Annotated in this window: 21 protein-coding genes; 7 read left to right on the forward strand and 14 right to left on the reverse strand. The window is 57.3% G+C overall.

What is annotated here, in order from left to right:
* The first annotated feature begins 78 nt into the window (after window positions 1-78).
* The 3 genes from lpxA (at window position 79) to VLX68_07555 (ending at window position 5,361) form a co-directional block, all read left to right on the forward strand.
* Window positions 79-873, forward strand: coding sequence for an acyl-ACP--UDP-N-acetylglucosamine O-acyltransferase (gene lpxA / locus VLX68_07545; GenBank protein ID HUI92084.1), 795 nt, complete (start codon window positions 79-81; stop codon window positions 871-873).
* A gap of 294 nt (window positions 874-1,167) precedes the next feature.
* Entirely contained in the window at window positions 1,168-4,389 is a 3,222-nt protein-coding gene (locus tag VLX68_07550; protein ID HUI92085.1) for a transglycosylase domain-containing protein, read from the forward strand.
* A 246-nt stretch (window positions 4,390-4,635) separates the two neighbouring features.
* Window positions 4,636-5,361 (forward strand): DUF1638 domain-containing protein, encoded by a 726-nt coding sequence (locus VLX68_07555; GenBank protein HUI92086.1) that lies wholly within the window; start codon window positions 4,636-4,638, stop codon window positions 5,359-5,361.
* A 239-nt stretch (window positions 5,362-5,600) separates the two neighbouring features.
* Here the strand turns inward: VLX68_07555 and VLX68_07560 are convergent, their stop codons facing one another.
* Both VLX68_07560 and VLX68_07565 read right to left on the reverse strand, forming a co-directional pair.
* On the reverse strand, window positions 5,601-6,851 hold the full coding sequence (locus tag VLX68_07560) for an Nramp family divalent metal transporter (GenBank protein HUI92087.1): 1,251 nt from the start codon (window positions 6,849-6,851) through the stop codon (window positions 5,601-5,603).
* A complete protein-coding gene (locus VLX68_07565) occupies window positions 6,848-7,615 on the reverse strand; it encodes a Mut7-C RNAse domain-containing protein (GenBank protein HUI92088.1) in 768 nt (255 codons plus the stop codon). Before VLX68_07565 ends, VLX68_07560 begins: the two co-directional genes overlap by 4 nt.
* A 188-nt stretch (window positions 7,616-7,803) precedes the next feature.
* Between VLX68_07565 and VLX68_07570 the strand changes: the two genes are divergently transcribed.
* Window positions 7,804-8,787: a T9SS type A sorting domain-containing protein gene (locus tag VLX68_07570; GenBank protein HUI92089.1), complete on the forward strand. Its 984-nt coding sequence runs from the start codon at window positions 7,804-7,806 to the stop codon at window positions 8,785-8,787.
* Between the two features lie 136 nt (window positions 8,788-8,923).
* Complete coding sequence (locus VLX68_07575; GenBank protein HUI92090.1) at window positions 8,924-9,472, forward strand: hypothetical protein; 549 nt, start codon at window positions 8,924-8,926, stop codon at window positions 9,470-9,472.
* Window positions 9,473-9,671: 199 nt separating this feature from the next.
* Here the strand turns inward: VLX68_07575 and VLX68_07580 are convergent, their stop codons facing one another.
* Window positions 9,672-10,448 carry a YkgJ family cysteine cluster protein gene (locus VLX68_07580; protein HUI92091.1) on the reverse strand — a complete coding sequence of 259 codons (777 nt, stop codon included), beginning with the start codon at window positions 10,446-10,448 and terminating at the stop codon, window positions 9,672-9,674.
* 16 nt (window positions 10,449-10,464) lie between these two features.
* Complete coding sequence (locus VLX68_07585) at window positions 10,465-11,685, reverse strand: hypothetical protein (protein HUI92092.1); 1,221 nt, start codon at window positions 11,683-11,685, stop codon at window positions 10,465-10,467.
* A 115-nt stretch (window positions 11,686-11,800) separates the two neighbouring features.
* Between VLX68_07585 and VLX68_07590 the strand changes: the two genes are divergently transcribed.
* Both VLX68_07590 and VLX68_07595 read left to right on the forward strand, forming a co-directional pair.
* On the forward strand, window positions 11,801-12,451 hold the full coding sequence (locus tag VLX68_07590; GenBank protein ID HUI92093.1) for an RluA family pseudouridine synthase: 651 nt from the start codon (window positions 11,801-11,803) through the stop codon (window positions 12,449-12,451).
* A 216-nt stretch (window positions 12,452-12,667) separates the two neighbouring features.
* Window positions 12,668-13,570, forward strand: a complete 903-nt coding sequence (locus VLX68_07595) for an NmrA family NAD(P)-binding protein (GenBank protein HUI92094.1) — start codon at window positions 12,668-12,670, stop codon at window positions 13,568-13,570.
* Between the two features lie 353 nt (window positions 13,571-13,923).
* On the opposite strand, the gene dut is transcribed toward VLX68_07595, so the two are convergent.
* The 10 genes from dut to infB form a co-directional block, all read right to left on the reverse strand.
* Window positions 13,924-14,385, reverse strand: a complete 462-nt coding sequence (dut, locus tag VLX68_07600; protein HUI92095.1) for a dUTP diphosphatase — start codon at window positions 14,383-14,385, stop codon at window positions 13,924-13,926.
* Between the two features lie 67 nt (window positions 14,386-14,452).
* Window positions 14,453-15,079: a lactate utilization protein gene (locus VLX68_07605; GenBank protein ID HUI92096.1), complete on the reverse strand. Its 627-nt coding sequence runs from the start codon at window positions 15,077-15,079 to the stop codon at window positions 14,453-14,455.
* 215 nt (window positions 15,080-15,294) lie between these two features.
* Complete coding sequence (locus VLX68_07610) at window positions 15,295-16,212, reverse strand: hypothetical protein (protein HUI92097.1); 918 nt, start codon at window positions 16,210-16,212, stop codon at window positions 15,295-15,297.
* A gap of 375 nt (window positions 16,213-16,587) precedes the next feature.
* Window positions 16,588-18,699 carry a polyribonucleotide nucleotidyltransferase gene (gene pnp, locus VLX68_07615; protein HUI92098.1) on the reverse strand — a complete coding sequence of 704 codons (2,112 nt, stop codon included), beginning with the start codon at window positions 18,697-18,699 and terminating at the stop codon, window positions 16,588-16,590.
* Between the two features lie 36 nt (window positions 18,700-18,735).
* A complete protein-coding gene (rpsO, locus tag VLX68_07620; GenBank protein HUI92099.1) occupies window positions 18,736-19,005 on the reverse strand; it encodes a 30S ribosomal protein S15 in 270 nt (89 codons plus the stop codon).
* A complete protein-coding gene (gene ribF, locus VLX68_07625; protein ID HUI92100.1) occupies window positions 18,996-19,943 on the reverse strand; it encodes a riboflavin biosynthesis protein RibF in 948 nt (315 codons plus the stop codon). Before ribF ends, rpsO begins: the two co-directional genes overlap by 10 nt.
* 178 nt (window positions 19,944-20,121) lie before the next feature.
* Window positions 20,122-20,997 (reverse strand): tRNA pseudouridine(55) synthase TruB, encoded by an 876-nt coding sequence (gene truB / locus VLX68_07630; GenBank protein ID HUI92101.1) that lies wholly within the window; start codon window positions 20,995-20,997, stop codon window positions 20,122-20,124.
* 2 nt (window positions 20,998-20,999) lie between these two features.
* Window positions 21,000-21,965, reverse strand: a complete 966-nt coding sequence (locus VLX68_07635; protein ID HUI92102.1) for a DHH family phosphoesterase — start codon at window positions 21,963-21,965, stop codon at window positions 21,000-21,002.
* Complete coding sequence (gene rbfA, locus VLX68_07640) at window positions 21,940-22,290, reverse strand: 30S ribosome-binding factor RbfA (GenBank protein HUI92103.1); 351 nt, start codon at window positions 22,288-22,290, stop codon at window positions 21,940-21,942. Before rbfA ends, VLX68_07635 begins: the two co-directional genes overlap by 26 nt.
* Window positions 22,291-22,429: 139 nt before the next feature.
* The gene (gene infB, locus VLX68_07645) at window positions 22,430-24,844 is read right to left on the reverse strand and encodes a translation initiation factor IF-2 (protein ID HUI92104.1); all 2,415 of its coding nucleotides are present in this window, start codon (window positions 24,842-24,844) and stop codon (window positions 22,430-22,432) included.
* Between the last annotated feature and the right edge of the window lie 43 nt (window positions 24,845-24,887).

The following is a 24,887-nucleotide window of genomic DNA, read 5'->3' on the forward strand; positions in this document are numbered from 1 at the left end:
GCTTTTCAGATTCACGCCCTCAAAGATCAGTAATATTTTTACACCGGTATCCGACATTATTTTGGAAGGTTTCCGCAAATGGACATTCATCCTACCGCCGTTATTGATCCGGATGCCCGATTGGCCAGCGGAGTCGTTGTCGGCCCTTATGTGGTGATTGAAAGCGGAGTGACGATCGGCCCCCGCACCACAATAGGGGCTCATGCGATTATCCACCGTTTTGTACGAATGGGGGAAGATAACCGCGTGCATCCGAACGCCATCATCGGCGGATTGCCGCAGGACATTTCTTTTACGGGAAAAGAAACCTGGGTTGAGATCGCCAATCGTAATGTTTTCCGGGAGGGCGTTACAGTCAACCGGTCCACTACACCGGACGCACCAACAAAAATCGGATCGGACTGCCTGCTCATGGCAAACGTACACGTCGCCCACGATTGTTGCCTCGGCGACCGGGTCATTCTCGCCAATAACACGGCGCTCGGGGGCCATGTGAAAATCGAAGATTTGGCGTTTATCGGCGGTGGAGTCGTGGTACACCAGTTTTGCAGGATAGGATCGCTCGCAATGGTGGCGGGATTCATCGCCGTCCGCCAGGACGTGCTCCCCTATTGCATGGTTGCGGGAACGCCGGTGCGGCATTACCGTCTCAACACCATCGGCCTGCGGAGAAACGGCATCACCGGCGAACGTTATCACGCACTTGAAACAGCGTTCCGCGCGCTGCGCGACGGAAGAAACCCGGGCCCCGGCGCAGCATTTCCGGAGGTGGAACACCTTCGGCGGTGGCGAGCGCAGCCTTCGCGGCGCGGCGTTTATCGTTTCTTTCGTCCTGAATCAAAGACGGTTGAAGCAGAGCTACTTACATTTTAGGAAAACATGCCGGACGGCACAGACCCGCCCACCTGATACCGCGTCTGCGAAATTTTCCCTTCTCCCGCGTGCGGCGATTAGTCATCTTCTTTTACTTTTCGGTTTCGCATTTTCATTCCCAAATCCGACGTTGCGCCGCCATCTGTGGCATTTTGCTTGCTCATTTTTTCCTGATTAGTCATCAGTCAATACGAGGCGCTCGCGATGCCAGTACTGCAGCTCATTAAAAAGAAGGCCACCTCAGTGTTGCCGCGCCGCCCGGTTACCGAAGCCCGGGAGAAAAGCGATCGGCCTGTGCAAACCACCAGGCATTATTTCCCGATTTTCCACACCGTGGCAATGCAGTGGAGCCAGGATTACCGGCGCGATCAGTCTGTTCCCGCCCGACAAAGAAAAATATGGTCCCGGCCGCTCTGCACGCCCGCGTTCACTGCCGCCGCGGCAATCGCTACGGTGCTGCTTGTCTTTGTGGAATTGACCTTCTCGCCGTTTGAGGAATGGTATTTCACGCGGCTTGCCAAAAAGTGCACCTTCACCGTTGAGCAGGGGCCTTCCACGAGCATCCGGTTTCCCGCAAACGGCCCCTATGACTTGCGGCTCGGCTACAGCAGAATACCAGGATTTATCGCGGCATTGTCAAGCGCCGGGTTTGCCGTTGTGCGCCAGGCAAGAATTTCGCCCGAAATGGGCGCCGCTTTCGACCACGGCTATAACCTGCCATTCAATGAAAAACAGCAGGCCGGCATGACCATGCGCGACAAGAACGGCCGCATCATTTTTCAATCGCTGTTTCCTTCCCCGGTCTATGCATCCTTCGACTCGATCCCGGACATCACCGTCAAGTCGCTCCTTGCCATCGAGGACAAGAAACTGCTTGACCGACGCCATCCTTCGCTCAACCCCGCGGTGAACTGGCAACGGTTTTTTCTTGCCGCTTTCCGGTACGCCGAGTCCAGACTGGGCATCCGCTCCCGCGTGCCGGGCGCAAGCACCCTCGCAACGCAAATGGAAAAATACCGCCATTCAAGCCGGGGAAAAACGTCGGGGGCCTCGGAAAAATTCCGGCAAATGAAATCCGCTTCGCTTCTGGCCTACCGCGGGGGCGGCAACACGGTTCCGGCGCGCAGGGAAATCACTCTCCAATATATCAACACTTCGCCCCTCGGTGCCGTTCCGGGTTACGGCGAGATATTCGGGCTCGGCGAAGGCCTCCGCAGCCTGTACGGCGTGAATTTCGATTCTGTCAATGCTGCGCTCCGCGGGGACGGTACAGCGTCCCTCGAAACGCGGGCGCGTTACTTTCGCATGGTCCTGAGCCTGCTGTTCGCCCACCAGCGCCCCGGATTTTACCTCGGCTCCCATCCCGACGCGCTGGCGAGGAAAACCGACGCCTATCTGCGGCTGCTCGCAAACCGCGGCGTCGTTCCCGAGGCATTGTGCGACGCCGCGCTTTCGTGCCGCGTGAGCATCGGGCGTCCGGCGCAGGCCCTCGACCCGCCCGCGTTCCCCCTGCTCAAACCCGTCAACAGCGTGCTCGACCCGCTCGCCGAGATGCTCCCGGTGCGCACCGTGTACGACCTGGCCCGCCTTGACTGCGGCGTGGACTGCACCCTCGATTCGGCCGCCACGGCATACGCGACGGGGTTCTTCCGGAACCTCGAAACCAGGCTGCCGTTCTTGGACTCGCTCGGACTCCGTGCGCCCAAGATGCTTGACAAAGGCGACCCGTCGGCGGCGATCTACAGCCTGATCCTTTTCGAACGGAAAAACGGCGTCAACATGGTCCGGGTCCAGGCCGACTCCTACGGCGCGCCCCTCAACTTTACCAGCGGCATCAGGCTCGATCTCGGATCGACGGCAAAGCTGCGGACCCTCATCACCTACCTCGAGATCGTCGAGGACCTTCACCGGCGGTTCTCCGCTTTCGGCAAAAAGGAGCTTGCCGCCCTTGCCCCGCGCGACCGCCTCAGCGCCTGGGGGAAGTCGTACCTGCTCGCGGCGGCGGACACAAGCCTCGGCGCCATGCTTGACGCCGCCCTTGACCGTACGTATTCGGCAAGCCCGCACGAAGTTTTTTTCACCGCGGGTGGAGTGCACCAGTTCGAAAACTTCGACCGCGGAGACGACGGCCGCATCGTGTCGGTGCGGGAGGCGTTCAAATTCTCGATAAATCTCGCGTTTGTCAGAGTGATGCGCGACATCGTGGATTACTACATCGCGATGGCCCCGGGCACGGCGGACCTTTCGTCCACCGCCGGCGCGCAGGAATGGATGTATTACCTCAACCGGTTCATCGTTCTTGAAAGCGACGTGTTCCTCGCGGAATTCCACCGGCAGTTGAAGGCCGTTCCCCCCGGCAAAATGGCGGACACCCTCGTGGCGGAAATTCGGTCGTCGCCGCGCAGACTCGCCGCGATCTACTGCGCCGTTGAAAAAAACCCAGCCCCGGAAGGGCTCATGAAGTTCATGCAGCGCCACGGCATCACCGACACCTCGCTCGACAACGTCACGAGGCTGGTTAACAAAACGCAGGGATTCAGCCTTTCGGACCGCGGGTTTGTGGCCGGCATCCATCCGCTCAAGTTGCTGACCGCAGGCTATCTCGCGCAGAATCCCGGCGCATCCCTCGCCGCCCTTCGGCTCGCAAGCATTCCCTCGTTCCAGGACGCGTATAAATGGATTTACAGCCGCAACCGGATCTCGTTCCAGAGATCCCGCATCCGCATCATGCTCGAAACGGACGCCTTTGTGGCGATCCTTCACAACTGGCAACGGCAGGGGTACCCCTTTGCCGAATTAACGCCGTCGTACGCCACGGCCATCGGCGCGTCGGCGGACCGTCCCTCGTCGCTTGCGCAGCTCGCCGGGATCATCCAAAACGGCGGCGTAAAACTGAAAACGGTGCGGATTGAACGCCTGACGTTCGGCGCGGGCACGCCCTACGAAACCGTGCTGAGCGACACGGGCGGGGACGCGAGCCGGGTTCTGTCGGAAGCGGTCGCGGCTAAGGTGCGCTCGTGCATGTTGGGCGTGGTGACGCAAGGCACGGCCGTGCGCGCCTGCAAGACTTTCGACGCGTCTACCGCCGTTGGGGGAAAGACCGGGACCGGCGACCACCGCCAGCGTTTTTTCGGGCCCGGCGGGGTCCTGAAAGGCGAAGTGTTCGTGGACCGGGCCGCAACGTTTGTGTTTTTGATCGGCGACCGGTTCTTCGGGGCCATTACCGTCGCGGTGCTCGGCCCGCGATCGAAGGATTACGACTTCACGAGTTCCTACCCTGTCCAGCTCTTCGTTGATCTCGCGCCAAAGCTGATTTCCCTGATGGACGGTAATAAAAACGGCATGGATCGTACTCCGGACAAGAGCCATTCAGTGGACATCGTGCAACGCAAAATGTCCGAGACCCGACCAGCCTGGCTGGCGGCCGCGCCCGACGCGGCCGGCCTTTCTCTTTTGTCAATATCCGGGGGCTTGCCGTCGCCATTCTTATTCTCGTCCGCGGAATCAAAAAGATAAATGTAACGATGACCGAGTTTCCGCCCGTATTCACGCCTGACTAATTGTCATTTTTCCAAAGCCCATATTGATCAACTCCCAAAACCCGACCCGAAGATCAGACCGTGCAAATCCCCATACCTTCCGTATAAAACTCCAGGCGTCATTTTAAAGGCAATCAAAAAATCATCTTGCAGCTTCTGAGTCTATCTTATATTTATTGCCGGACAGGAAGAACGATTAAGGTAGTATCCGCTTTTAATAAAAATGAATCTCAAACTCCTCGCCTGCGAGACCTTCACCCGCGAAATCTGCGCGTGCATGGAGGGCCTGCCCCACACGGTGGACCTGGAATTCACCGCCATCGACTCGCACGACCACCCCGACGCGCTGCGAAAGCAGCTCCAGGAAAAAATCGACGCCGAGGAGCAATCAGGCAGGGAATACGACGCCGTCCTTTTATGCTACGGCCTCTGCGGAAACGCCACGGCCGGTCTTATCGCCCGCTCGGTGCAATTGGTTATTCCGCGCGCGCATGACTGCTGCACCATCCTGCTCGGATCAAAACATGAGTTCAAACGGCATTTTGAATCGTGCCCCAGCCAGGCGTTTCTCTCGCGCGGCCATATCGAGCGGAATTCCGGCGCGCATGTCCACCATTTGTGGGTGAAGGCGCCGGAAGAACGGAAGACCGCTTTAGCCAAAATGTACGGTGATGAAAACGCCGAATCATTGATCAGGGCAATGAACCCGCCAGACTCGAACAGGATCGTTTACATTTCCATTAAACCAACCGAGAGCAGCGAGTGCATCCGGATTTGCAAGGAAAAGGCGGATAAGGAAAAGAAGGAATACCTCCAGATCGACGGCAGCCTCGCCCTCATCCGCAACCTCATGTCGGGAAATTGGTATGCCGACGACTTCTTGATTGTCAAGCCAGGAAAGAAAATAGTCGGCGTTTATGATTGGGACACGATAATCCAGTCATCTTGAATTTCGGGGGAGAAGTATCTCCCCCGGCCCCGGCCTCCTCGCCGCGTTAGGATGTGTTGCGAAGGGGCGGCGCCTCGCGAGCGTCATGCGAGCGAACTCGCGCGCCCCGTTGCTGGAGGGGGTGTGCCCCCGGATCACCGACGCCTCATGGATCTCGTTTTTCCATTTTAGCAAGGGAGGCGGCGGAAGCCGGGGGCCAGGGGGAAACGCGAAGCGGTGCCACCACCAAGTCTCAAAAACTATTTTATATAACTCACCAGCAGCATCACGTTCAATACAATCGCAATTCCGGCAATCAACAACAGGGCGATCAGCTCAAACGGCCGGTTGGCGTACTTCCCCATCACTTTCTTTGACGACGTCAAATAGATCTGCAGGCACACCGTGATCGGCAGCTGGATGCTGAGCAGCATCTGCGAAATCAGCAGCGCCTCAAACGAATTCCTCACGAAAAACAGCACGAACAGCGCGGCAATAATCGTGACGGCGATCCCGGACGTGGTGTGCCGGGTACGCACGTCGTAGGATTTGCCGAACAGGCCGGCGAAAATGGTCCCGCCGGCCATGCCCGCGGTGACGCTCGAGGCGATGCCGGAAAACAGGAGCGCGAACGCGAAAATGAACGACGAGACGCGGCCTGCGATGGGACGCAGCACTTCTTCCGCATGGTCAAGCGAATCGACCGCGATGCCCGTCTTGAAAAACGTCGCGGCCGCGAGGATGATCATGGCGCCGTTGATGGCCCAGCCCACGACCATGGAAAAAAACGTGTCGAATATCTCGAACCTGAGGTGGCGCACCATGGACGGCTCGCCTTCCTGCCGCCACTGCCGCGACTGGATCACCTCCGAGTGAAGGAACAAGTTGTGCGGCATCACCACGGCGCCGAGCACGCTCATCACCAGCGGCATGGCGCCGCTCGGCATGGACGGCACGAAAGCGCCCGACGCGGCCGCGGCAGGGTTCCATTTGACAAGGAACAGCTCGGCCAGGAACGACAGCCCGATGAGCGACACGAACCCGACGATTACCCGCTCGAGTTTTTTGTAGGAGCTTCCGAACAGCAGCCACACGGCCAGTCCGGCGCACAACACTGCCCCGATGCGAAGGGGGAGATGAAAGAGCATGTTGAGCGCGATTGCGCCGCCGAGTATTTCGGCCAGCGCGGTTGAAACCGCGGCCACCATGGCCGAAGCAAGCACCGGCCGCGAGAGCCACGCCGGCATGAAGGCGGTGGCCGCTTCAGCGTGGCACATGCCGGTGACGATGCCGAGGTGCGCCGCGTTGTGCTGGAGCACGATGAGCATGAGGGTGGAGAGCGTCACGACCCACAGGAGGCTGTATCCGAACTGCGATCCGGCCGCGAGGTTCGCGGCCCAGTTGCCCGGATCAATAAACCCCACGGTGACGAGCAGGCCGGGGCCGATATATTTGAGCAGGCTGTCGGTTCCGGAAAAAAGGTGCCTTATTTTTTTTAAATCGGGCTTCATGGCGGAACATTGCCGGGACCGCGGTCCCGCATCAACGCGTTGATCGTTTTCTGTAAATTTGGAAAATGACTGCCCTGCCAAAATACTTTGCCGCATCGGCCGCATTGGAAAAACTCGTCGTAGCATTCCCGCGTTTTTTCGGGAAGTGCGGAAGCCACCGACGCCTTGTCAACGCGGGAAATTGCGCCTCCGCATTCGATGCACAGGGTGAATGGTTTCATTGACGAATACAAATCGAACCGGCCGAGCACCTCGCGAATCTGTTGTTCCGGATCGGTGCTCCTGAGACAGTATCCGTGCGTGACCGCCTTGCGCTTTAAAATTCCCCGGTCCCTGGTAAGGATGCAACGGTTTTCCGCCAAAGCGATCTCTACGATCAGCTCGTCGCCGTAATCGTTGCGGTACAGGGTGTCGAACCCGGCAAGCCGCAAAAGGCGCGCGAGCGTTCCGAGATGCACGTCGCAGATGAATTTCGGCTCGCGCAGCGGCGCCTCGCGCAGGTGTAAAAGCGGCGTGATGTCCAATGCTTCGAACATGGGATATACCGATACGACGTCGTTGTTCCTGAGCCGATAATCGAATCCAACGGATGCCCCGTCGACAATGATGAGATCGATTTCGGTATGCGGGACGCCGATGGCTTCAATGGCGTCCTTTATTGAGGGTTTGCCGGAAAATCCGTATTCGAACTGCTGCTTGCGTTTACGGGAAGGGAGAAAATCGTTGAGTTCTTCGTAAAATCTGAAGCGGCATGTGTTGGACATAATCTTTAAATGATTATTTGATATCTAAAGATATGTTTTCTGCTTACTATAATTGTTTTAAATATACTCGACCGCAGCGGTCAATCGTCGCGCGCCAAAAAAAACATTCCACCTTCAGCAAGCATCATGGTATAATAAGGGCGACCTACCTCCATATCCTGTCCGCAGTCAAAACAAGGAGGGTCCTGATGCGCCTCATGATTACAACCGTATCATTTGCTCTTTGGGCGTTTACTTTGGAAATTTTAGGAGCTACCCACCATGTTCCGAATGATTATCCCCTTTTGCAATCCGCGATCGCCGCTTCGGGAAACAACGACACCATAGTCTGCGACACGGTCAAGGACGCGGACACAATCAAAATCGCGGGGAAAACCAACCTTGTCGTGACCGGCCCGTCGGCGGCGCCTCTCACAAAAATAACCAAGGTCTTTTTCATTACCAACAGCACTTGCGTGTTGACGATGCTGTCTTTTACCGGAGCAAAGGGCCTCGACGGCACGAACAACTTCAGCTGCAAAAGCGCGCCGGGTCTCGACGGCCGGCCGGGTGTGGACGCGATCATCATCGACAGTTCGACGGTGGCAATATTAGGATGCACGGTAAAGGGCGGCGACGGCGGCACGTACGGGGTCAGCTATCAGGGCACCATGCTTTGCACGTGCGGATCAAAAGGCACGCCGGGGACCGCTTTGAGGGCGGACAACTCAACCATTTCCTTATTGGGCGATTCACTGTTGCCCGGCTATTGCGCCGGTACATCGATAGCGGGATGCTTTACCAATACCTGTTCGGCTCAGGGATATGGTTGTGCCGGGCTAAACGGCTCCACAATAGACACCATTAATTCAATTGTCAACTCTTTATGGCTGGACTCGACCTCTCGTACGGGCGTGCTGACACGGGCAATTGAGGGCGGATTTCAGCCTTCATCATACCCAAAACATAGCGGCATTACCGTTTCCATGTCAGGCACGGTATCGGTTCCAAACAATTTTAAAGCGCCGTACACTGTTTCGGTCTATAACGCCAGAGGGAAGCTGCTCCTTTTCCAAAGCAATCAGGCGGCGACGGATTTCTCCCTTGCCAATAAGCTGCCCCACGGTATATTTATCATTTCTTTGCTATCGCACGAATCCAGACTTACCGAGAGGGTGGTGATTTCTAAATAGGAAACAGCGGTCAACCGGCGCACTTTCAGCCCGTTTTACAAAGAACCGTGTCATTCTGCGGGACAATCTTGGCTTAACCGCCGGTCGGGGCATCGTCGCAGAAAAACCGAAACAACAAGAGCGCGCCGGAGCCATCATGGGATCGGTATTCTCTAAAATCAACGAGTGTGAGGGGAAGCTCTTCAAGACCCATGCCATACAGCAAGAAGACGTGCAGCGTCTCGCCCTCATCGCCGCGATCATCCACACCCACTTCATCAATCCCAAGGAATGGAAGCGCTGCAAATCCTACAACGGCAGCCTCACCTTCCAGCACAAACGGGACGGCCACAAGGCGATAAAAATCTTCGTGGATCCGGGAAACGCGCTCGCCATTGAAAACCGCGTCTTCATCGACACCGACCCGCTCGTGGTAGGCGTAGAGCTTTCCACGTGGGAACCGTTCCCGCGCGAGTGCGTGCGCAACCAGCTGGCCGCAATGTCGCCGCACAAATATTTGGACCCGAGAAAGGGGCATCCGAAATATTTCATCGCGCCGCAACCGCAGCATTTTTATGACATCCTGTTCTTGACAAAAGCGCCGAGGTCATGCCCGGTGAAACAGGAAGTACTGGAGATGTATGTGAGGATCGTGGAGAAGGGGATGGAGGAAGATAAAGTTAAAAAAGAAAATAATAAAGAATAAAATATAAAGCTGGAAGGGCCTCGACGGCCCTTAGACCCGGCAAGGAAAATGCTTGTTGTAACAACCAACGGCGCTGAAAGCGCCTCCCCCTTGGAAAGGGGGAATTAAACAATTATTAGTCCACTGACTTCCGTAATAAATCGCGCGTCATCAAGCGCCACCATGAGTACATTCAAAAAAACAGGCGTTGTGGCCATTCCTATCTGCCAACTGTCTTCTTCCCCAATGCACATTCCATCATCACCTCAAACATCCCTATCCCCTTCCACCGCATCGCCGCAACTTCCCGGTATCTTTCGCACCAGGTAAAGAGCATGACAAGCGGGACAAGCTCCTCCTTTGTCCCGGTCAGCCCGGCCGCTGCCCTGGCGAGCGCGGTTGTCATTTTCCGGTGCACGGTAAGGCGTTTGATTTTTCCCTGCAGCGGATCGGCGCAGAATTCCGGCTCCGACGTCACGTTGTATTCCCTGCACGCGCAGGGACGCACCGGATGAATACCGCACGATTCTTCTGAGAGAAACGGGCACGGGACGCCGAGCCTGAAATAAGCCAGTGCCGTTTCCGGCCCGCGCTCATGCCCGTCCGCAATGCGCAGCGTGTCAAGAAGACCGCCGCAGCGCAGGACGTCCAGGGCATCATCAAAACGTTCTTTCAAAGCGATACGTTTTTCCGGCGCAAGCCCTTCGATATACCCGGCCAGAAAAATCGTCTCGGGAATTGACAAAGGGACAAGCTGCCTGCAGCACGCGCCGCAGCCGGGGCCGCACGTCACCGTTCTCCCCTGCCGCCGGCTTTTCTTTATCGCGAGCGCGGTTGCGCCGTTGCATAATTCATAGACCGGAGGCACGAGATCGGAAAGGCCCATGGGCGCATCGGGCACCTGCACCCGCGCCGGAGGCATTGCCCCGTCCGGGGTTTCCACAATTATTGTGAAGGCCTTGACCGGAATTTCCAAAGGGTCTGAACGGTCGGTCATGATTGGTATTCCGCCCTCACGGCAACCCGTCCTCAATATGCCATAAAAAATATTCCCTGAGCATGGGATCGATTTCCGATTTCCGCAAAACGGAAATCGCCCTTTCTTTCTGCTGCCGGCATAGTACGGCCGCTTTTTTATTCTGGCCCTTGGAAAGCTTCTGAGCCTGGTCCAGCATATAGCGCATCTGTGCGGCCTTGAGAAAGACCGGATAAAAGGAATAATCCTGTCTCAGCCTGAAAGGGACGGGGTGCAGTTTTTCCGCTTCCGAAGAATCAATGGCCGTGCACTGCCACCGCACCAGGTTCACGTCCCGCCGCAAGAAGTAGTTGCTGGTGTCAAAACCGGCGATGCGTTCGGGTACCCAACCGAATCTGTTGCCCGAAAAGGCGTCCTTCCGGTGAAATGCCATTGCCTCGTCAACTTCCTGAAACACGTAATACGCGGTGCCGGGAAATTCGGCCTGGAGGGACTTGAAAACCGCCTGCTTCCGCTCGGCCTCGGCCGCCTTGAACGGAGAAAGGAACTGGATGAGATATTCCTTTGCGGTGAACCTGGTGTACTGGGCGCTGTCGGCGCAGGTCTGAAGAAACACGAGGCCCGAATCGAGGCTGACATACAGCCCGTTGAAAAGCCGCAAGGCGAAATGGATGATGCCCGGCTCGTTTGCAAGCGCGCATTGGAAAAGCCCGAGCCCAAGGTAAACATCCTTCGCCTGCGGAACGAGCGTACGCACCGAGTCCATGGTCCGGTAGGCTCGGAGCCCGAGCGAGAGTGCCGTGAGCGGTTTCGCACGAATGAAAAGCGTGGCGTTGAAACCGTTGATGCCGGCCTCCAGGAACATACGCGTGGGACGGGTCGAGTCAGCGAAATGCCGCTGATGAAGGATGCGCAGGCCTTCGCCGCGGAAAAGCCCAACCTCACGGCGCAGGATTTCGGATTCCTCCTGTGTTGCGTATTCGTCGTTGAGGATGCGCCATGCTCGCGTGGCAACGCCGAGCATGCAACTCATGGGCAGCAGGTTGCCGGCCGCCTCCAACCGCCGCATTTCACGGCACACCGTGTCGGTGCGGTTATAGCGTTTTGAAAAAAAATCGTGCATGATCTCCTGCACAAGCATGTGCTGGCGGGTAGTGATGCCGGGAAACATGGTCGTCTTGGACGGCTGGGCGACAAGGGGCGCCGGCAGAAACGCCAGGAGAAAAATAATTTTTAAGGACCCGTGGAAACGACGCATAGGATGTTTGTCCCAAAGACCTCCACTGATGGAAATATAAGGCTTAAAAAAATTGTTGTCAACGATGGAAAATGAGTATGCCGAATTCGGTGCTCCTCAAATTATTTTTTAACCAATGACCATCCCCGTTCTTTTCGAAGACAGCAACGTTATCGCCGTCAACAAGCCCGAGGGCCTCACCTCCATTCCCGGAAGCGAAAAGGGCAAGGAAACGCTGCTCGAGCTCCTGTCGAAGCAGTGCAACCGGAAACTTTTCGTGGTGCACCGGCTCGACAAGGACGTGAGCGGCGTCATGCTGTTTGCGAAAAACGCGGCCGCGCATAAGAATCTCAACGACCAGTTTTCAAACCACACCACAAAAAAAACCTATGTCGCCGTCGTGCACGGAGCATTGGATGGCGCAAAAGGCGTGATCGCCAAGCCGATCCACAAATTCGGATCCGGACGCATGGGGGTTGATGAATTGCGGGGCAAACAGAGCAGCACGGATTACGAGGTCATTGAAAGGCTCGGCGCATTTTCTCTTGTCAAGGCGCTCCCGGGCACGGGCCGCAAGCACCAGATCCGGGTGCATTTCTACAGCATGGGCCACCCGATCGTGGGCGACAGATTGTACGGTGACAAAACCATTCAATCAACGTTTCCGCGCATGATGCTTCATGCGCAGGAGATTACGTTCAAGATTTCGTCCGGGGAAGATAAAACGGTCGAGGCGCCGATGCCGGAGTCGTTTGCGGTCGTCCTGGATTCTCTGCGCAATTGTTAAATAAAATTGCCGCAGAGACACAAGAGGCTTTGTCGTCTCTGTGTCTCCGGGTCTCTGTGGCCATCTTCTCCCTCATTTACCAAACATTTTTTCATTTCCGGAATTACCGTCATTCCCTGGCCGTTTAATCCCTTAAAAACATTTCAAAAACGGGGAACGATAATTGCTTTTATTCCCCGTAGAAACGAGAGAAAGAACGAGGGAAAGGAGCTTTATATGATTGTCATAACCGGAGCAAGCGGAAAAACGGGGTCAAGGACCGCCGAACTTCTGCTCCTCAAGAAAAAAGAAATCAGGGTAGTGGGCCGCAACGCCGACCATTTGAAAGTGCTGGAATCAAAAGGCGCGGAGGTGATGACGGGAGACCAGGCGGACGTGGGATTCCTGACAAAAGCCTTTGCAAAAGCGAAATCGGTTTACCTCATCGTCCCGCCGAAATACGACTCCGATGACTACCGCGCGTATTACAACGCGATCGGCGACGCCGCGGTTGCCGCGATCAGGAAATCGGGAGTCAGGAAAGTCGTTTTTCTTTCGAGCCTTGGAGCGGAACTGGATTCAGGCACGGGGCCCGTTTTGGGGCTCCATGATGTGGAGTCAAAGCTCAACACCTTGCGGAAGGTCGACACCGTGGCGATCAGGGCCGGGTTCATGATGGAAAACATTTTGTGGAGCATCGACATGATCAAGAACAAGAAGATGCTCGGGGATTCCATCGATCCCGAAGTCCCCATCCACCTGGTGGCGGCGCGCGACATCGGCGAGAAAGCGGCCGAATTGCTCGAACGGCCCCGGTTCAAGGGTCATACCGTTATCGAGCTGTTCGGTGACCAGCTCACCTACAAGGAAGCGGCGAAGATCGTCGGCGAAAAGCTGGGGATTCCAGACCTGCCTTACGCCCGCGTGTCGGACAATGATGCGCGAACGTCCATGACGGCCATGGGAGTTTCCAAGCATGTCGCCGACCTTTTTGTCGAAATGTCTGAAAGCATGAACGCAGGCAAACTGTCACCCGTAAAGGCCGCATCGGACAAGCCCAACGCTCCAACGCGGTTTGCGATGTTTGTCGAGGAAGTGCTGGCGCCGGCCTATCGCGCGGCGGTAAAACCCGCGGCATGACGTTTCAAAGGGAGTAGGTATAATGAAATGAAGGCAAGAAATTCGCAGCGGAGGCATGGTGATCACGGGGCGTCGTGAAGAGAGGCCTTTTGAGTGCTTATGTTTCCGTTGCGAATGTAAAAATCTCTCGCAAAGACTTGAGAGAGGCGGGTCGAGGGCTCAATTGAAGAACCCCGCCCCAAATGGCGGGGATTCTTCCTTGGCTATGGAATTAGAATATTTTATAGTCGCCCGCTAATCCCGCGCCAAGTCGCGGGGAATGCGCGGGCTGTGCCATTCAAGGTTGTGGAAGCAACGCCGGGACAAGGAGTGAAAAACTCTGAATGATCCGTGGTTCTTTGCGGGAGACTTTTTTATGTCCCCGTGTGCCCGAACCCGCCCGCTCCCCTCTTCGTTTCGGAAATATTTTTTCTTTCCGTAAAATCAACCTTGTTCGCCACGGGCGCGACCACGAGCTGGGCGACGCGGTCGCCGCGCCTGATGGTAAACGGCGCGCTTCCAATGTTGGCGAGGATGATCTTCACTTCGCCGCGGTAGTCGGAGTCTATGGTGCCGGGAGAATTGAGCACGAACACGCCGTGCTTTACCGCAAGTCCCGAGCGCGAGCGCACCTGCACCTCAAGCCCCTGCGGGATTTCGAAGCAAAATCCGGTGGGAACGAGTGCGCGGCCGCCAGGTTCTAACATAGTCTCGGCTTCAACCGCGGCGCACACGTCGCAGCCGCTGGAGCCTTTGGTCATACGCCGGGGAATAGGAAGGCCGGCGCCGTGCGGCAGGCGCTGGACGATGATTTTTTTAAAGGATTTTTTTGGCATATGCTCTTAAAAAATAAAATTGCCGCAGAGACACAGGGAACACAGAGAAAAAAATGAGGCCTGAAATTTAAAAACCCAAGCTTTCCCCGACAATAACCACTTTGATTCTATCCCTAAATGTTGACATGGTGGTAATCATCAGTTGACTGGCTGCGACTCTCGCTTTGTCAATCAGATCGTCAAAGGAGACGGGCTCACTTTTTGAATGCGGTAGTACGCACAACGGCGCAGCGACGGTCTTCGCGCGAGCCACTGCTGCGTCCAGGCTCTGCTCAACCTTATTTATTCCGGCGACCATGATTATGTGTTTGGGCCCGTAGCTTAAAGACGCCACCCTGTTGCCGATGCCGTCCATATTCACCAGTTCGCCCGTTGCGGAGATGGCATTGGCGCTCATCAGGTAATAATCTGCATTCAAGGCATGGTGGGCAACCCTGTCCATTTCAACGCCGCTTTTCTCGGCCCGAGGGTCCAAGACTTTATATTCGCCGTTTTTTATGGCATCTGTCAAGCCGACTTCGCCGAGCGTTTCGGAGCCTCCCCAGGACACCACGCTGCCTTTGGGGATCATCTGAAGCACCTTTTCCAAAGCTTCTTTCTTTGTCTCGCAGTAGAATCCTTGGATGTTTCGGTTTCCAAGTTCCTTGATCACCTTCTGCGCCAGCAGTGCGTTGTATTTTTGTCGGGGTGTCATAATTTAAATGCCTCGCTCAAAAAATTAATTCACCGCAAAGACGCAAAGGACGCAAAGAAGAAGAATCACCACGGAGACACAGAGAACACGGGGATTGGAAAGAGATCAAGAAAATTTCTGACCGCTGACCGGTGAATTCTGGCCTCCGTCTTTCTGCCCGCTTCAAATAAAAAGGGCGCCTCACCGCGCCCCCTCATTTTATCCTCAACTGCTATTTACTGCTGCATAGGTAAAATCCGCGATTCGGCGGAAATGCCGTTCTGCTCCAGCCGCAGCACATAAACGCCGTGGTGCGTTCCGATAGATGGGAGAATCAGTTCGTGCGTGCCGGCGGAAAGGAACCGTTCTTGCGTCGATAAAACGGTCCTGCCCGCGCAATCAATCAGGGAAATCCTCACCGGACCGGCGGCATTGCAGGAAACCGAAAGCCGGTCGTTTGCGATCAGCTCCGCCCTAAGGCCGGCCGGGCCGGCGTGCAATGGCGCTGCCGTCCGAACATCGGTCCCGCCCTTGAGCCGGAATCGCGCCCAGTCGGAATTCCAGGCACCTTGAGCAAACGTTATTTGAACGACCTGCAGACCCGTGTCGAGCGTGACGGAATCGACCGCGAAGTTGACGGTCCAATTGTGCCAGATCTCGGTGACTCCGCCGGGCGGAGGAGTCACCAGCACCACTGCGGGAAGGTTCTTCACCGAATCCGTTTGGACCTTTGTCCCGTTGTAGTAGGTGAGCGTTATAAGGTTCGGCGGCGCGTTGACATTGGCAAGCTTGAAGTCGACGTAGTACGTGCCGGCGGTGTTGACATGAACGGTATATTTCGGATTCAAACCCTGGGCCATGTATGCCAGATGCGAGGTGGGATGCGTGGCATTCACCGAGGAATCGAGCTGGCCGTTGGTGCCGTAGCCGAGGCAGTCATAATCCCAGTTGCTGTAGGCCTGCGTCGTCACGTTGCCGCCGCCGACATCCACGAATATTTCCTTTATAACGCCCGGAAGCTGTTGCGGTTTTCCCAGGAGCGTGTCGCCCGCATAGGGCGTGCCCGTGTAGCCTGGCGGAATCGCGGCGCCGGCCATAGTGACAAACAAGAAACAGACAATAGCTGGTAAGTAAGACTTAACGGGATAAAACATATCAACAACTCCTTTTTTTAAAAAATGGTGCTCTCCAACTGTTCAAAGACGATCCCAACCTTCTCCTTACACGTGTAATATAGCACGCGGAGATCTTTTTTTCCTTAAAAATTTTCCTCGTTCATGTGTAAACGGGCAGGTTGCATGACCATGTGAAGAAAAATCACCACTGAGACACAGAGAACACGGAGAAGAATAGAGTGAAGAGTTAAGAGTGAAGGGTGAAGACTGAAGATAAATCAGAAGAATGTTCTAGCCGGCCGCTGACTGGTGACTGATGGCTACTGGAAGCTGACCGCTGTCTTTCCGTCCACTCCAATAAAAAAGGGCGCCTCAAAGCGCCCTCTTATTTCATCACAATACTGCGGACTACTGCTATTGCTGCGGCTGCGGCGCCTGCTCAGGCTGCTTCAGCAGCGCTTTCCGCGACAGCTTTACTTTTCCGAACCGGTCGAAGCCGATGAGCTTCACCCGTATGATCTCGTCCATCTTGACCACGTCTTCGGTCTTGGCGACGCGCTTGAGGTCAAGCTCGGAAATGTGCACCAGGCCTTCCTTGCCCGGCAGGTATTCCACAAACGCGCCGAACTCGACGATGGACTTGACCTTTGCGTCGTAGATGGCGCCGAGCTCGGGCTCGGCCACGATGCCCCGGATCTTGGCCAGCGCCGCGTCGCGCTGCGCCTTGTTCGTGGCCGCCACCTGCACCGAGCCGTCGTCTTCGATGAAGATGGTGGTGCCGGTGGTCTCCTGGATCTCGCGCACCACCTTGCCGCCGGGGCCGATTATCTCGCGGATCTTGTCCTTGTCGATCTTGATCGTGGTGATCCGCGGCGCATAGTCCGAAAGCTCCTTGCGCGGAGCCGGGATCGCCTTCTCCATTATGTCAATGATGCGCAGCCGGGCGTCATGCGCCTTGGCAAGCGCCTCGGACAAAAGCTCGGGCGTCACGCCCGCGATCTTGATGTCCATCTGTATCGCGGTGACGCCGTCGCGCGTGCCCGCGACCTTGAAGTCCATGTCGCCGATGTGGTCCTCGGTGCCGAGGATGTCGGTGAGGATCACGTGGCGGTCGCCCTCCTTGACAAGTCCCATTGCCACGCCGGCCACGTGCGTCTTTACCGGCACGCCGGCCGCCATGAGCGACAGCGACCCGCCGCACACGGTGGCCATCGACGACGAGCCGTTTGACTCGAGGATCTCCGACACGATGCGGATGGTGTAGGGAAAACTTTTCTCGTCGGGCAGGATGGGCGCGAGCGACACCTCGGCCAGGTGTCCGTGCCCCACTTCGCGCCTGCTCACCGAACCGAGGCGCTTCACCTCGCCCACGGAGAACGGCGGGAAGTTGTAGTGCAGCATGTACGACTTGTCGTATTCGCCCTGGATGTCCTCGATGTGCTGCTCGTCGAGCTTGGTGCCGAGCGTGGTTGACACAAGCGACTGGGTCTCGCCCCGCGTGAACAGGGCCGAGCCGTGCGCGCGCGGCAGGATGTCGAGGTCGCAGGTGATGTCGCGGACCTGGTCGAACCCCCGTCCGCCGATGCGCTCGCCCTTGTCAAGGATGGCCCTGCGCATGTCCTCTTTCTCGATTTCGTGCAGCGCCTCGGCCATGGCTTTTTCCTTCTCGGGATATTTTTCCTTGAGTTTTTCTTGCACTTCCTCGAGAAGCTTCTTGACGCCCTTGTAACGGGTCTTCTTGTCGCCGTTGAAGCTTGTCTCGTGGAACCTGTCCTTGACAATCTCCAACACGTCGGCGCGGATCGCGCTCTCTTCGGTGGCGTCGGGCGCCACGTACGGTTCGCGCTTTACGCCTGCCTTGGCGACCAGATCCTTCTGCATGGCAACGAGCTTCTTGATCTCGCCGTGCGCGAGCATGATCGCGTCGACGATCACGTTTTCCTTCACCTCGCTGGCATTTCCCTCCACCATCACGATGGAGTCTTCCGATCCGGCTACGACCAGCGAGAGCCGTCCGGCCTCAGCCTCGGCCAGCGTGGGATATACCTTGAGCTTGTCGTTGGCCAGTCCCACCCGAACGGCCGCGATGGGCATGAGAAAGGGGATGTCCGAAAGGCAGAGCGCGCATGATGCCGCGGTGATCGCCATGACGTCGGCGTCGTAGGTCTCGTCGGCCGAAATCACGGTGTTGATGATCTGCAGTTCGTTACGGTAGGTTTTTGGGAATAGGGGCCTTATGGGCCGGTCGACGAGACGGGCGCACAGCACTTCCTTTTCGGTGGGCTTGCCTTCGCGCCTGAAATAGCCGCCCGGTATCTTGCCGGCAGCGTAGGTCTTGGCGATGTACTCAACGGTGAGCGGAAAAAAATCCTGCTCTTTGAATTCGTTGCCCGCGCATGCGGTTGACAGCACCATGGTGTCGCCGATCCGGGCGACCGCCGCGCCGCCCGCCTGCTTGGCGATACGGCCTGTTTCGAGTGTCACATTCACTCCGCCGATGATTGCATCGACTTTCTGATGACTCATGAATCTCTCCTGAAAGCAGCAACTCCGGTTGCGGAACTACTTTCTGATGTTAAGTTTTTTGATGAGTAACCGGTATTTTTCTATGTTGTGTTTCTTCAAATAATCGAGCAGGGATTTCCGCTGCCCCACCAGCTTGAGCAGGCCCTGGCGCGAGTGATGGTCGCGCACATGGCCCTTGGCGTGTTCGGTGAGGAAATTGATCCGTTCGGTGAGCAGCGCGACCTGGACGCCGGAGTCCCCGGTGTCGGCTGCGCTTTTTCCGTACTCCTTGACGAGCGCCTGATTGCGTTCCTTGGCTATCGGCATATTCCTTCTCCTGCAAAAAAGTTTTTTATTGCGTCAACGTCTTTTTTCATCTGTGCTACGAGCTTGTCCTGCTTCGCGAACTGCATGTCCTTCCTGACAAGACCGTGCAGCCACAGGTGCGCTGTCTCACCTTCGCCGGGAACCTCGCCTGTGAAATCGAACTCGTGGAATTCAAGGTGAAAATCACGGTTGGAAAAGGTCGGACAGTTTCCAAAATAAAACGCTCCCTGCCATTTTCTCGCCCCGTGCTCCAGCACGGCCGCGTACACCCCCGGCGGAGGAAGCACTTTATCAGCGGAAGGCCGCGAAAAATTCAGTGTCGGGAACCCCAGCTTCGTGCCCTGTTGCATCCCCGATATTCTCGCCGCGGATACAAGATACGGGTGTCCCAGCATCGCCACCGCTTCCTCAACCCCGCCTTCCAGAAGCTTCCTTCGAATCTCGGTTGAAGAAACGACCGTTTCCCGAAGCTTGAGGGGCGCCACGGGAAGGACGTAAATATGGTTCCTGCCAGTGCCGGACTGCAAAAAGTTTTTGTTCCCGGCTTGCTTTTTGCCAAAGGTGTGCTGCTCGCCCATCACCCACTCCCTGGCCCGGAGCTTCCCCACGATCACCTTTTCCACGAAGTCCGAAGAGGACGTTTCCGCGAATTCGCGGTTAAAAGGAATCCACGCCAGGTAATCAGCGCCAAGTTTACCGATCAGAAACGCCTTTTCCTCGAGCGTCGAAAGCACGGGCTGGGCAGATTCAGGTGAAACCACCGTGCGGGTATGGGGGTCAAAAGTGACAATGACGCTGGCAAGGCCTTTTTCCTTTGCCCGTTTCACCACCTCGCTGATAAGCGCGGCGTGGCCCCGGTGCACGCCGTCGAAATTTCCGACGGTGACGACGGAGGCCTTAATTGATTTCGGGAGTTTCTGGTATGGGATTAATTTCATAGATTAATAATTCAGTTGGGCGTTCCCCCTTGTAGAGGCACGGAATCGCGTGCCTTCACAAAGGGTCGGTTCTACCCCTTCGGGTACTTCCAAGGGGCGTCCGGGCAGCACCGCGCTCCGGCGCGGCCTCCGGTCGCCCCTAACGCCTGTTCTTAGTTATTGCTCCATTCCTTAAAGTCTAGTAATTAACAGAGAGAAAAACTTTTAACGGGTGATAGATATTATCGTCTTTTCGTGACAGGACCGCCGCTATTTCGTCCTTCTCCGTGTACGCAATCACCGTTTTATCCGTCAGATTAGTCCCGTCCGTCCTAATATCTTTTCCTTTGGCAATCGCCTCGCATTGGTCAGCCGTCACCTTTACCGACGGCAACGAACTTAACGCTTGACTGACAGGAACAACATGCTTTTCAATGTCATCGATTCCTTCCAGTAATACCGCATTCTCAACCGTAAACGGTCCTATTGCCAAACGTTTTATGAACGACGCGTGTCCGAAGGTCCCGAGTGCCGCCGCGATGTCCCGGCAAAGGGCACGCACGTACGTGCCGCTCGAGCAGGTGAGGTCGAGGGCCGCCTCGCCTTTTTTTTCGTCATACGACGAAAGCGCCAGCGAATACACCGTCACCCGCGCCCGGCCAAGCTCGAATTCCACCTGCTTTCTCGCAAGGTCGTAGGCCCGCCGGCCGCGCACCTTTTTCGCGGAATATTTCGGCGGCGTCTGAAGCAGTTCACCGGTGAACCTGGGCAACGCCGCCTCAACCTCTTCCCAAGACGGGACGCGGCCGCCGCCCTTTACAATAGTTCCCTCTGTGTCAAGCGTATCGGTCTCGGCGCCGAACCGTAACCCGAACGCATATTTTTTGGGTTCGGCCGGCAGGTACGGCAGGAGCCGCGTAGCGTCGCCGATGCCGCAGATGAGAAGGCCGCTGGCGAGCGGGTCGAGCGTGCCCGCGTGGCCGACCTTGGCGCCGCCGAGCCCCTTGCGCACCTGCCGCACGATGTCAAACGAGGTGGGCCCCGAGGGCTTGTTCACAAACAGGAAACCGTCCACACTTACCCGAGTTCCTTTTCAATGATCGCGAGCATGGCCGCCTTTGCCTCTTTGAACGGCATTTCCATGGTGCAGCCGGCCGCGCCCGAATGCCCGCCGCCGCCCTTCACCTGCATGGCGATTTTCCCCACGTCAACGCGGCCCTTGGAGCGCAGGGAGAAATGGGTCAGTTTCTCGTCGTATTTAATCAGCATGCCTACCTCGACATTCGCGCCAATGATGGTGAGATCGGCCATGCCCTCCGAATCGCCGTAGGTGGCGCCGAGATCGGCGATGAGGCCGTAGGGCATTTCCATGGAGCAGATTTTTCCGTCGCGGTAAAAGGCGAGTGTGGACCATATCCGCGACTGGAGCATGAGGCCGCTTGCTGAAAACGAGGCGTACACCTTTTCGTAGATTTCCGAGCTGTCCGCGCCGCGGTCGCACAAATCGGCGCACATGCGAAGGATGCCGGCGTTGGTATTGGAAAAGCGGAAGGCGCCGGTGTCGGTCATGATCGCGGCGTACAGCGACTCGGCCACGTGCGCCGGGTACACGACATTCCTGTGTGTAAAGTATTCGTGGATGACCTGCCCGGTCGCGGCGCCGTCGGGCATCACGAGGTTGATGGTGCCGAAGCGCACGTTGTCGCGGTGATGGTCGATGTTGACCACGCGCGGGCTCATTTCTTTCCAGCCGTTCCATCCCAGGCGGCTGGGGTTCGAGCAGTCGAGCACCATGAACACGTCGAAGGGTCCGGCCGGCCGCTCCTGCGTGAGCACGGCGGCGTTCGTGAGGAACCCGAATTTTTCCGGGAGCGAGTCGTGGTTGTAAACGCACACGCGCTTGCCCAGCGACGTGAGGTACCAGTACATCGCGAGCTGCGACCCCACGCAGTCGCCGTCGAGCCCCACGTGCGACGAGATGAGAAACGATGAATTCGCCCCGATGACCGCGTCGAGGTCAGACCAGATCATCTTTGATTTCATCAAGGAGTTCGTTGATGTGCTCGCTTTCTTCGAGGGACTTGTCGAGTTTGAAATACAGCTTGGGGAAAAACTTCACCACGATGTTCCGGGAAATGACGTGCTGGAGAAACGGGGCCGCGTGGTTGAGCACCGCGATCGCCTCCTTCTTTTCCCTGTCGCCGCCCATGACGCTCACGAAAACGGTGGCGTTGCGGCAGTCGGGCGCCAGCCGCACCTCGGTGACGGTCACCACGTCCGGGATCCGCGGATCGCGCATTTGTTCGGCGATGGCCAGGGTTATTTCCTTTTGCAATTCTTCCCTGAGACGGGGGATGTGCCAGTTCATTTTTGACGATGATTTTCTAATTGATGATTTTCTTTGCGCGCCTCACCCCTTTTCCCCCCAACCCCTCTTCCCCTCCCCACGAGTGGAGAGGGGAAGAGGGGTGCCCGAAGGGTGGGGTGATGAGGCGGGGCGCATCCAACTATAACGCCAGCTTCCTCGCCACCTGGGTTTCCTCGTAGGTCTCGATGCGGTCGTTTTCCTTGAAATCGGAGAAATTCTCGAGCGACACGCCGCATTCCATGCCGGCCGACACCTCACGCACATCGTCCTTGTGCCTGCGCAGCGAGGATATTTTCGAGTCCACGATCTCCACGTCATCGCGGATGACGCGCGCCTTGGTGCCGTTTTTCACGGTCCCCGAGACCACGTAGCCGCCGGCGATGGTGCCCACCTTCGACACCTTGAACACCTGGCGCACCTCGATCTGCGCGATCACGGTCTCCCTGATCTCGGGCTCGAGCATTCCTTCCATGGCTTTCTTCACCGCCTCGATGGCCTCGTAGATGATGCGGTAGGTGCGGATGTCGACGCCTTCCTTTTTCGCAAGCTCGCGTATCTTGCTGTTGGGGCTCAAATGGAACCCGATGATGATGGCGGTTGACGCGAGCGCGAGGTTGATGTCCGACTCCTTGATCGCGCCCACGCTCTTGTGGATCACGCGGATCTTGATCTCGCCGGTGGAGAGCTTCTCGAGCGACGAGGCGAGCGCCTCCACCGACCCGTCAACATCGCCCTTGATGATGAGGTTGAGCGTCTTGACGCTACCGGCCTGGATCTGCTCGTACAGGTGGTCGAGCGACAGGCTGCCGATCTGGCGCTGCTCGCGCTCCTTCTGGGCCAGCCGCCGCCGCGCGCTGATCTCGCGCGCTTCTTTTTCATCGGTAACCACGCGGAACGAATCGCCCGCCTGCGGAGTGCCCGAGAGTCCGAGCACGAGCACGGGCTGCGAAGGACGCGCCTTGTCCACGACCTTGCCGCGGTCGTTGAACAGGTCGCGCACGCGCCCGTAGTGGATGCCGGTCACGAAGGCGTCTCCCTTGGAAAGCGTGCCCTTTTCCACGAGCACGGTGGCAACCGGGCCTTTGCCTTTGTCAAGTTCCGATTCGATCACCACGCCGCGCGCCGCGCCCTCGGGATTGGCCTTGAGCTCCATGATCTGCGTCTCGAGCGACAGGACCTCAAGCAGCTTGTCGACGCCCTTGCCCGTCTTGGCCGAGATCTCCACGCTGGTCACCTGGCCGCCGTAGGAGTCCACGAGCACGTTGTACTGCGCGAGCTCGCTTTTGACGCGGTCGACGTTTGCCGTGGACAGGTCGACCTTGTTGATGGCAACTACGAGCGGCACGTTGGCGGCGCGCGCGTGGTCGATGGCTTCCTTGGTCTGCGGCATGACGCCCGCGTCGGCCGCGACGATAAGCACGATCACGTCGGTGATCTGCGAGCCGCGGGCGCGCATGGCGGTGAAGGCCTCGTGGCCCGGCGTGTCGAGGAAGGTCACGGTACCGTGCGGCGTGAAAACCTCATAGGCCGCGATGTGCTGCGTGATGCCGCCCGCCTCGCCCGCGGTCACGTTGGTCTTGCGGATGTAGTCGAGCAGCGACGTTTTTCCGTGGTCGACATGTCCCATCACGGTCACCACGGGCGCGCGCGGCTCGAGCTTTCCGGCCGCGGCCTCCTCCTCGACTTCCTCCGTGTCGGTCGCATATTCGGTCATGAGCTGCGCGGTAAAGCCGAATTCGTCGGCGACCAGCTCGATGGTCTCGAAATCGAGACGCTGGTTGATGGTGACGAACAGCCCGAGCTCCAGGCATTTGGCGATCACCTCCGATACCGGCGCCTGCATCATGTTGGCAAGCTCGGCCACGGTTACGAACTCGCTCACGTTGAGGACCTTCTTGTCTGTCGCCTCGGCGCCGCCCTCTTCCTTGGGCCGCGCCTCCTTCTTGTATTTCTTCCGCTCCGAACCGGAACCGATCTTTGCGAGCGTCTTCTTGATATTCGCCTTGAGCTGCATCTCGTCTATTTCCGGACGCTCGGATTTTTTCTTGCCGCCTTTTTTCTTTCCCTTCTTGAACGAGGGCCGCTTGTCTCCCCTGTCCTGCGGGGCCGGCGCGGCGCCCTCGGTGGGCGGGGCGACCTTGATAAAATCCATGCTCTTGATGCGGGGCGAGGCCTCCTCCCTCCGGAATTCCGCGGCCGCATATTCCCGGCGGATCTTGCGCGCCTGTTCGCGGCGCTCATCGATCGCGGGCGCGGGAACGGGCGCGGTGGGCGCCTTCTTCGCCTCCACGGGCGGCTCCGGCGGCTCCGGCTTTTCCACTTTGGTAAGCAGGTCTTCCTTCGCCTTCACGATAATCTGCTTCTTGCGCTCGTATTCCTTCTTTATCTCCGCGCGCTCCGATTCGAATTTCTTCTTGATTTCGTCGCGCAGGTTCTCGTCGACCGTGCTCATGTGGCTCTTGACGATAATGCCCATCTGCCTGAGCATCTGCACGAGCGCCTCGCTCGACACCTTGAATTCCTGCGCTAGTTTATATACTTTTTCTTTTGCCATACGTAACCTCTAACCGGATAACGATGATTCGCCGATGGTGAGC

The organism is Chitinivibrionales bacterium (assembly GCA_035516255.1).
Lineage (GTDB): Bacteria > Fibrobacterota > Chitinivibrionia > Chitinivibrionales > FEN-1185 > FEN-1185.